The 8,902-nt window shown below is 38.4% G+C and carries 7 protein-coding genes and 1 pseudogene; 7 read left to right on the forward strand and 1 reads right to left on the reverse strand.

The window, feature by feature from the left end:
* Positions 1-108: pseudogene (locus QZ413_RS00160) on the reverse strand (30S ribosomal protein S4); the annotation flags it as partial.
* Between the two features lie 351 nt (positions 109-459).
* Between QZ413_RS00160 and QZ413_RS00165 the strand changes: the two are divergent.
* From QZ413_RS00165 to mutL, 7 genes are all read left to right on the forward strand, one after another.
* Positions 460-1,257 carry a formate/nitrite transporter family protein gene (locus tag QZ413_RS00165; protein ID WP_297074417.1) on the forward strand — a complete coding sequence of 266 codons (798 nt, stop codon included), beginning with the start codon at positions 460-462 and terminating at the stop codon, positions 1,255-1,257.
* 91 nt (positions 1,258-1,348) lie between these two features.
* Positions 1,349-2,125: an HAD family hydrolase gene (locus QZ413_RS00170; RefSeq protein ID WP_297074419.1), complete on the forward strand. Its 777-nt coding sequence runs from the start codon at positions 1,349-1,351 to the stop codon at positions 2,123-2,125.
* 12 nt (positions 2,126-2,137) lie between these two features.
* Complete coding sequence (gene mgsA, locus QZ413_RS00175; RefSeq protein ID WP_297074420.1) at positions 2,138-2,560, forward strand: methylglyoxal synthase; 423 nt, start codon at positions 2,138-2,140, stop codon at positions 2,558-2,560.
* Between the two features lie 108 nt (positions 2,561-2,668).
* The gene (locus tag QZ413_RS00180) at positions 2,669-3,466 is read left to right on the forward strand and encodes a TIGR00282 family metallophosphoesterase (protein WP_297074421.1); all 798 of its coding nucleotides are present in this window, start codon (positions 2,669-2,671) and stop codon (positions 3,464-3,466) included.
* Positions 3,467-3,481: 15 nt separating this feature from the next.
* Positions 3,482-3,853, forward strand: a complete 372-nt coding sequence (locus QZ413_RS00185) for a YlbF family regulator (protein WP_297074423.1) — start codon at positions 3,482-3,484, stop codon at positions 3,851-3,853.
* Positions 3,837-6,395, forward strand: coding sequence for a DNA mismatch repair protein MutS (gene mutS, locus QZ413_RS00190; protein ID WP_297074425.1), 2,559 nt, complete (start codon positions 3,837-3,839; stop codon positions 6,393-6,395). The genes QZ413_RS00185 and mutS overlap by 17 nt, the downstream gene beginning before the upstream one ends.
* Positions 6,396-6,415: 20 nt before the next feature.
* Positions 6,416-8,374: a DNA mismatch repair endonuclease MutL gene (mutL, locus tag QZ413_RS00195; protein WP_297074426.1), complete on the forward strand. Its 1,959-nt coding sequence runs from the start codon at positions 6,416-6,418 to the stop codon at positions 8,372-8,374.
* Positions 8,375-8,902 lie beyond the last annotated feature (528 nt).

The following is an 8,902-nucleotide window of genomic DNA, read 5'->3' on the forward strand; positions in this document are numbered from 1 at the left end:
GTGTTGTCCTGGTGCGTAAGGACGGCGAGCTAATTCTTTACCTGAACCTGATAATGAGATGCCTAAACGGCGAGAAATTTTCCAAGATGGGCCTGTATAACGTGACATGAAATGTTTCCTCCAATAAATTTTATTTGTTTGGAGTAAAATAATCCGTTGAAAACTTCATTACCATGTAGTTTGTTCTTCAATCTTCACCTTTGCAGCCGCGGTTACACAATTGAACCTCTGCGGGCAACAAACTAGGGATGGATAATTATTTTCCTGCTGCATTATTTTACACAAAGATTAGTATACTGTGTTTTAGCGTATATTGTCAATTACTATTTCCTTACAGAAAAGATTCATTATAAAATCATTCGTGTTTTTTTTCACAAATTACTTTACAAATCAGAGAAAGGTTATTAGAATAGGAATGTAAGGAAAGACAAAAAGTATAAAGATAAAGGTGGAAAACTCATGAATCCAATCTCGCCATTGTTTGAGAAAATTGATTTGTCGATCGAGAAAAAAATGGACTTGATCGAGCACAGTTACTTACGTTACGCGGTTCGTGCCATGTTAGCGTGTTTGTTTTTAACATTAGGTACTGGGATTGCCTTTGCTGTTGCGATTAAAGCAGAACACATCGCTCCAGGATCTGGTAAATTCTTCTACGCATTTATGTTCAGTTGGTCACTTGTGATGATTTTATATATGAATGCAGAACTTGGAACGTCGAATATGTTATACATGACGGTCGGTGTCTACCGTAAACGAATCGGTATCGGCAATGCAGCCAAGATTTTATTTTCATGTATTTTATTCAATTTAATCGGTGGTGTCATCTTTGCTTATTTGATGTCATTGACAGGACCATTTTTAGATATGCATGCAAATGAGTACTTAATCGAATCGATTGCCAGCAAGTTAGATAAGTCTACTTTACAGATCTTAGTAGAAGCGATGTTTGCTAACATCGTTGTAAATATTGCCGTATTAGCAAGCATGCGGATGAAAGATGATGCCGGAAAAGTAATGGCTATCGTATTTATTATCTTCATTTTCGCTTTCTTAGGCTATGAACACGTGATCGCCAACTTCCCAGCGTTCTCATTAGCGTTCTTTATTTCTAAAGGAACAATGGCTTCAATGACAATTGGAAGTGTGGCTCATAATTTATTTTTCGCCTTTTTAGGAAACTATATCGGTGGTGGATTGGTCATGGGACTAGTTTATGCTTGGTTAAACAATTCAAAATCTCGTTATGTGGATTAAAAGAGTGTCAGATGACACTCTTTTTTCTTTTGACTAGAAATAACGGTTACATTCCGTTATCATGAAGATATGTGTAGGAGGGAGTGTCAGGATGAAACGAAAATTAATTGCTTTTGATTTAGATGGAACACTTTTAGATGAACAAAAACAACCGCTTGAAAGTACGATTAAAGCGATCCAACAACTAAAAGATCAAGGTCATGCTGTGACGATCGCTACAGGACGTAATCATTTACTTGCCAAAGAAGTAATCGATACACTGGGATTTGAGTATGCGATCGTATGTAATGGTTCAGTCGCACTACATAAAGAGCGAATAGTATTTGAACAACCACTATCTGTCGATCAGCTTGCGCCTTGTTTAGAAAAGTTACATCAAGATGCTATCGATACTGCATTTGTTAGTTTAGATGAGACCAAGCGGATCACGGCGTTTGATGAAGCCAAAATGGAAGAAGCGATGCATTCTTTTGGTTCACATTTACCTGAATATGACGAGCAGTTCCATTATAATGAGACTGTTTATCAAGGATTAGCCTTTTACGATGAGGCATACCCACTAGATGAAGCGGCTTTTGAAGGATTGAGTTTCGTTCGTTGGCATCCAAAATGTGTCGATATTATTCCAAAACACGGTTCCAAAGCAAAAACGTTATTATTTTTAGCCAATCATTTAGGGATTGCTAGAGAAGATACGATTGCGTTTGGGGATGGGTTAAATGATATCGAGATGCTTAGTCAAGCAGGTGTCGGCATCGCGATGGGAAATGCGAAAGAAGAAGTGAAAAAATGTGCTAATTTTGTAACAGATACCAATGAAAACGATGGGATTCATCAAGCGTTGGTACAGTTAAACTTGATTGGATAAGGAGCGTATAAGATGAAAATAGCTTTGATTGCACATGACCGCAAAAAAGAGATGATGATTCGATTAGTATCTGCTTATCGCCCGATTTTAGAAAAGCATGAATTATTTGCAACTGGAACGACGGGTAAAAAAATCCAAGAAGCCACGAATTTACCGGTCCATCGATTTAAATCGGGTCCTTTAGGTGGAGATCAGCAAATTGGAGCGATGATTTCTGAGGATCGCTTAGATCTAGTCATCTTTTTACGAGATCCCCTAGCTGCTCAACCACATGAACCAGACGTAACCGCATTGATCCGCTTGTCTGACGTTTATGAGATTCCGCTAGCGACGAATATCGGAACTGCTGAGGTGTTACTACGTGGCTTGGACGCTGGTTTTTTAGATTTTCGCACTATCGTCCACGAATTAGATGAACGCCCGCTATCGCTTTAAACTATAAGGATTGCTTTCATTAAAGAAGCAATCCTTTTTTTTCATACTCAAAAGCTTTATAATAGCTGATGAAGACTATCGGGAAACTAGAAAGAAGAGGGCTAAAGTTTGCGTTTATTATTTATTGGAGATGTTGTAGGATCATTAGGAAGAGATACGATTTCTGAATATGTACCAAAGTTGAAAAAGAAGTATCGGCCACAAGTTACGATCGCCAACGGTGAAAATGCTGCAGGTGGTCGCGGAATCACAGAAAAAATCTATAAGAAATTTTTGCAAGATGGTATCGATGTAATCACATTAGGAAATCATACTTGGGATAATCGTGATATTTTTGAATTTATCCCGACTGCTAAAAAAATGTTACGTCCAGCCAATTTTCCTAAAGGAACACCTGGTACGGGTTTGGTGTATGTCAAAGTAAATCAAATCGAATTGGCTGTAATCAATTTACAAGCGCGAACCTTTATGACACCAATTGACGATCCATTTATCGTGATCGATGAACTCGTTACACAGGCACAAAAACGGACACCGTTTATTTTTGTGGATTTTCATGGTGAAACAACAAGTGAAAAACAAGCAATGGGTTGGTTTTTAGATGGTCGGGTTTCAGCTGTAGTAGGGACGCATACACATGTACAAACCAATGACGCGCGTATTTTACCAAAGGGGACAGCATATTTGAGTGATGTTGGGATGACAGGACCTTATGATGGCGTATTGGGGATGAAAAAAGAAGCGGTCATCGAAAAATTTATGACAGCACTGCCCAGACGTTTTGAAGTCGTGGAAACGGGGCGTGCTTTACTGAGCGCTTGTGTGATCGATCTAGATCCGCAAACAGGGAAAGCTAAAAAAATCGAAGCATTCCAAATTAGCGAAGATCGACCATTAATGGAATAAGAAAGTAGGCAGTCGATGGAAGAGTCAATCCAAAAAGAACTAGAAATCTTAGAGCAATTGATTGCGTCACATCCAATTATTCGAGAGTTCAAAGAAGTACAATTGCGTGCGCAAAACAATACTGCCTTGAAAGAATTAGAAGCACAAATCAAGCGTGCGCAAAAAGATGCAGTACAGTATGCACATTATGATAAACCAGAAGCAGAAAAAATCGCAATCAAAGAAATCGAGCAACTACAAGCTACTTATGATCAACATCCGTTAGTTGTTCGTTACCGCGATGTATTATACGAAGCAAATGAATTGTTGCAATACGTTACAACAACACTACAAAAAAAAGTAAATCATGTAATCGAGGAGGAACCATTGGATGCCTCAAAAGACTAAACATACTCCAATGATGGAACAATATTTTTCAATCAAAAAAGACTATCCTGATGCATTTTTGTTTTATCGTCTAGGTGATTTTTACGAGCTCTTTTATGAAGATGCACAAACTGTTGCGCAACTATTAGAGTTGACACTAACTAGTCGGAATAAAAATGCAACCGATCCGATTCCAATGTGTGGCGTGCCACACCACGCTGCAGCAGGCTATATCGATACTTTAGTTGAGCAAGGATATAAAGTTGCGATTTGTGAACAAGTCGAGGATCCTAAAACCACTAAAGGGATGGTCAAGCGAGAAGTTGTCCAACTCGTGACACCAGGGACAGTCATGGATGGAAAAGGGTTGTCTTCAAAGGAAAACAACTTCTTAACCGCTTGCGTGAAATACGAGGATGAATTTGGTTTTGCCTATGTGGATCTAAGTACGGGTGAGATCAAGGTCACTAGTTTTACAGATATTTCTGTATTGTTAGATGAAGCAAGTGCCTTACAGACGAAAGAAATGGTTATCGCAGATCTAGAAGATGCGATCAAAACAAAATTAAACCAACGTTTAGGGATTGTCTTTTCACAACAAGTAATTGAAGAAACGCGCACAAAACAGATGGAAGCAATCGACTCGATCGCACAGCGACAAGCGCTCTTTTTATTATTTGGGTATCTTGAACGGACACAAAAAAGACAACTAGATCACTTGCAAGTCCCACAGCAATATCAACCTGAACATTTTTTGAAGATGGATCATTATTCAAAAGCGAATTTAGAATTAACCAGAGCGATGCGTTCGGGTAAAAAACAAGGAACGTTATTATGGCTGCTAGATGAAACAAAAACAGCGATGGGCGGACGTTTGTTGAAACAGTGGATCGATTATCCTTTAATTAATCAACAAGCGATCGAACGTCGTCAATTGCAAGTTGAGCAATGGCTCAATGCTTTTTTTGAACGGATCGAACTGATCGAACAACTAAAAGGTGTGTACGATCTAGAACGATTAGCTGGGCGTGTCGCTTTTGGGAATGTCAATGCGCGTGATTTATTGCAACTGTGCCATTCACTAGAACAAGTACCAGCTATTCGCAATACGGTGCAAGCGTTAGACCAACAAGTATTTTATGAACTTTTAGAAGAACTATCGCCGTTAGAAGACTTAGTTGTTTTGATTCAAGAAGCTATTAATGAAGAAGCGCCGTTACAGATCACAGAAGGCAATGTTATCAAAACAGGATTTGATCCTGTACTTGATCGATACCGAGATACGATGCGCAATGGAAAACAGTGGCTAGCTGATCTAGAAGCAAAAGAGCGTGCAGCGACGGGGATCAAAAACTTGAAAGTAGGCTATAATCGTGTATTTGGGTATTATATTGAGATCACAAAAGCGAATTTAGTGACCTTTACACCACCAGAGTATTTTGATCGTAAGCAAACTTTGTCCAATGCGGAACGATTTATCACACCAGAATTAAAAAAAATCGAGACAATGATCCTAGAAGCACAAGAAGAATCAACCGCGTTAGAATATCGTTTATTCTTAGAGGTGCGTGAACAAATCAAGGCGTCGATCGCTAGAATTCAAAAATTAGCTAAAGCGATCAGTACGTTAGATGTTTTGCAAAGCTTTGCTACAGTGAGTGAACAGTACCAATACGTAAAACCGACATTGACCCACGCCCATCAATTAGAAATCAAAAATGGGCGCCATCCTGTAGTTGAAAAAGTACTGGGCAAACAAGAATATGTCCCCAATGATTTGATTATGGAAGAAGACACGATGATTTCGCTGATTACCGGTCCAAATATGTCTGGGAAAAGTACATACATGCGTCAGCTGGCGTTAACGGTGATTTTGGCGCAAATCGGGTGCTTTGTACCAGCGCAATCGGCTACGATGCCGATATTTGATCGTATCTTCACTCGAATCGGTGCAAGCGATGATTTGATTGCAGGCCAAAGTACCTTTATGGTTGAAATGATGGAAGCCAATCAAGCATTACAATATGCAACCAAAAATAGTCTGATTTTATTTGACGAATTAGGACGAGGGACGGCTACGTATGATGGAATTGCGCTAGCGCAAGCAATCATTGAGTATATTCACGAACATGTACAAGCAAAAACATTGTTTTCAACCCATTACCATGAATTGACTGCATTGGCAGAAACCTTGCCACAAGTCGTCAATCAACATGTAGGTACTTTAGAAGAAAATGGTGAAGTCGTATTCTTGCATAAAATGATGGAAGGGCCTGCTGATAAAAGTTATGGTATCCACGTTGCAAAAATCGCTGGACTACCTGAAGTACTTTTAAAACGTGCGACGACGATCTTATCCGATTTAGAAACAACGACACCAGTTGCTAAACCAGTTACGAAACCAGCTGCTGTAACGGAGATAAAACCTGTTGAGCAATTGGATTTATTTGCAGAAGATAATCCGGTGTTAAGTGAATTAAATCAACTGAATGTATCGATGATGACACCGATCGACGTAATGATGCAAGTTGTGAAATGGCAACAACAATTAAAGAAATCATAGCATGAAGAAAAGAGGCAAGTATGGCAAAAATTTTAGAACTTTCCGAACAGTTAGCCAATCAGATTGCGGCTGGTGAGGTAGTTGAACGTCCTGCCTCGGTGGTGAAAGAGCTAGTCGAAAATGCCATCGATGCAGCGAGTACTCAAATTGATATTTATCTAGAAGAAGCAGGGTTAAAAAAGATTCAGATTGTCGACAATGGTGAAGGGATTGCACAAGAAGACGTCAAACAAGCATTTAAACGTCATGCGACGAGTAAGATCTATCATCAAGCAGACCTATTTCGTATTCGGACACTTGGGTTTCGTGGAGAAGCTTTGCCAAGTATTGCTTCAGTAGCAAAAGTCACGATCGAAACGAGTGTCTCAAGTGAAGAATCTGGAAGCTATCTCGTATTAGTTGGTGGAAAAGAAGAAACATTTGAGAAAGCAGCGATGCGCCAAGGGACTAAAATTACGGTCGAACATTTATTTTTTAATACACCAGCACGCTTGAAATATGTAAAAACGATTCAGACAGAACTTTCCAATGTTGGTGACATCGTCAATCGTCTAGCACTAAGTCATCCAAACATCGCCTTTCGTTTATTTCATGAAGGCAATCAAATGTTGCGTACTAGTGGTAATGGAGACTTAAAACAGGCAATCGCAGGTGTTTATGGTTTACAGACGACGAAAAAAATGCGCCCAATTCAAGGCAATGATTTGGATTTTAATATTCATGGGTACATTTCTCTACCTGAGGTGACTCGAGCTAGCCGCAATTATATTTCAACGATTATCAATGGTCGATACATTAAAAATTTTGTGCTCAATAAAGCGATCACGCAAGCATACGGTTCGAAATTGATGGTAGGGCGTTTTCCAATCGCGATTATTGAAATTGAGATGGATCCTTTATTAGTTGATGTCAACGTACATCCAACTAAGCAAGAAGTCCGCTTATCAAAAGAAGCAGAATTGGTGACATTACTCAAAAAAAGCATTGGCGACGCGTTAAAAGAAGAGAACTTGATTCCTAACGCTTATGAGAATAAATTATTTGCTAAACCAAAACTACCAGAAACAGAACAAATCGAATTAGAAATGCCACAAAAACCGATGTCAGATCGTTTAGCTTATGACACACGGTCTGGTGAGTTCTATGTACCAAATTCAATCAAAGAAGATCAAAAGGCTGATTTTTCTACTATAATAGAAGAAAATGAATTTCGATTAGAAAAAAATCGTGAGATACTATCAAAAAAACCAATGTCTATAAACGATCAAGTAGCCGATACAGACGATAAAGAGTCCTCTTCGTTGCACAAAACACCACAAGTGACAACGCAAATGATCAAGCGAGTAGTAGACGAACCGATCACTAAAGAGCGGTTTCCAGTATTAGAATATTTTGGTCAGATGCATGGAACATATTTGTTTGCACAAAGCCAAGAAGGATTATATATTATCGATCAACATGCAGCGCAAGAACGAATCAAATATGAACTCTTCCGTGAACAAATTGGAGACGTGACAACAGATCGGCAAGCACTTTTAGTTCCAATCGTTATTGAATATCCTTCAAATGAATACCTTAAGATAGTAGAAGCGAAAGCCGTTTTTGAACAAATTGGATTAATGTTAGAGCCGTTTGGAGGATACAGTTTTGTTATCCGTGAACATCCTGCTTGGTTTTTAAAAGGGAAAGAAGAGCAAACGATCCGCGAATTGGTAGAAATGTTTTTAGAATTAGGATATATTTCAATCAAAGAGTTTCGAGAGGCAACAGCAATTATGATGAGTTGCAAACAATCAATTAAGGCCAATCATTATCTAGATGAAAAGCAAGCGCGTATTTTATTGAAAGAATTGGCTCAATGCAGCAATCCATTTAATTGTCCGCACGGCCGGCCAGTATTGATTCATTTTAGCAATGCAGATATGGAAAAACTATTCAAACGAATTCAAGATCCGCATCGCTCGCTAAGAGAAGAATAAAAAGAGTGATCATTGATTTGATCACTCTTTTTTAGTTATAAATGGATTTAAAAGTTATTTCAGAAAAAGAATAGAAAATAGTTGCATTATTGAATATAAGATGCTATGATAGCTAAGTTGTTTCTTTTGAAGAAACGTGATTTAATTACACGAAATAAAGTTGTTGACTTATACGATAACTGATGATATTATAACAAAGTGTTTTGCAAAACGTATTTAAAAAACGTTGATTTAACAAATAATTTAATTAAAAAAACGTTTGACAAATAACAAAACATGATGTATACTTATGAAGTTGTCGATTCGGAAAATAACAAAAAATCGTACAAGTAGACCTTTGAAAACTGAACAAAGCAAGCAAACGAACCAATAGTGTAAGGTGTTTCTATTTAGATAGAAGCAAAAACAAAACAGCAAGCAGTAATGCGAGCGAAGTCAATTAAGAGCTTAACGATCTTAGATCGTTTCAAATTTTTTTATGAGAGTTTGATCCTGGCTCAGGACGAACGCTGGCGGCGTGCCTAATAC

The organism is uncultured Enterococcus sp. (assembly GCF_913775425.1).
GTDB lineage: Bacteria > Bacillota > Bacilli > Lactobacillales > Enterococcaceae > Enterococcus_G.

Bases quoted from the DNA above. Each gene is read 5' to 3' on its own strand.
- QZ413_RS00165 (WP_297074417.1), top strand. From the start codon at position 460: ATGAATCCAATCTCGCCATTGTTTGAGAAAATTGATTTGTCGATCGAG.
- QZ413_RS00170 (WP_297074419.1), top strand. From the start codon at position 1,349: ATGAAACGAAAATTAATTGCTTTTGATTTAGATGGAACACTTTTAGAT.
- mgsA (WP_297074420.1), top strand. From the start codon at position 2,138: ATGAAAATAGCTTTGATTGCACATGACCGCAAAAAAGAGATGATGATT.
- QZ413_RS00185 (WP_297074423.1), top strand. From the start codon at position 3,482: ATGGAAGAGTCAATCCAAAAAGAACTAGAAATCTTAGAGCAATTGATT.
- mutS (WP_297074425.1), top strand. From the start codon at position 3,837: ATGCCTCAAAAGACTAAACATACTCCAATGATGGAACAATATTTTTCA.
- mutL (WP_297074426.1), top strand. From the start codon at position 6,416: ATGGCAAAAATTTTAGAACTTTCCGAACAGTTAGCCAATCAGATTGCG.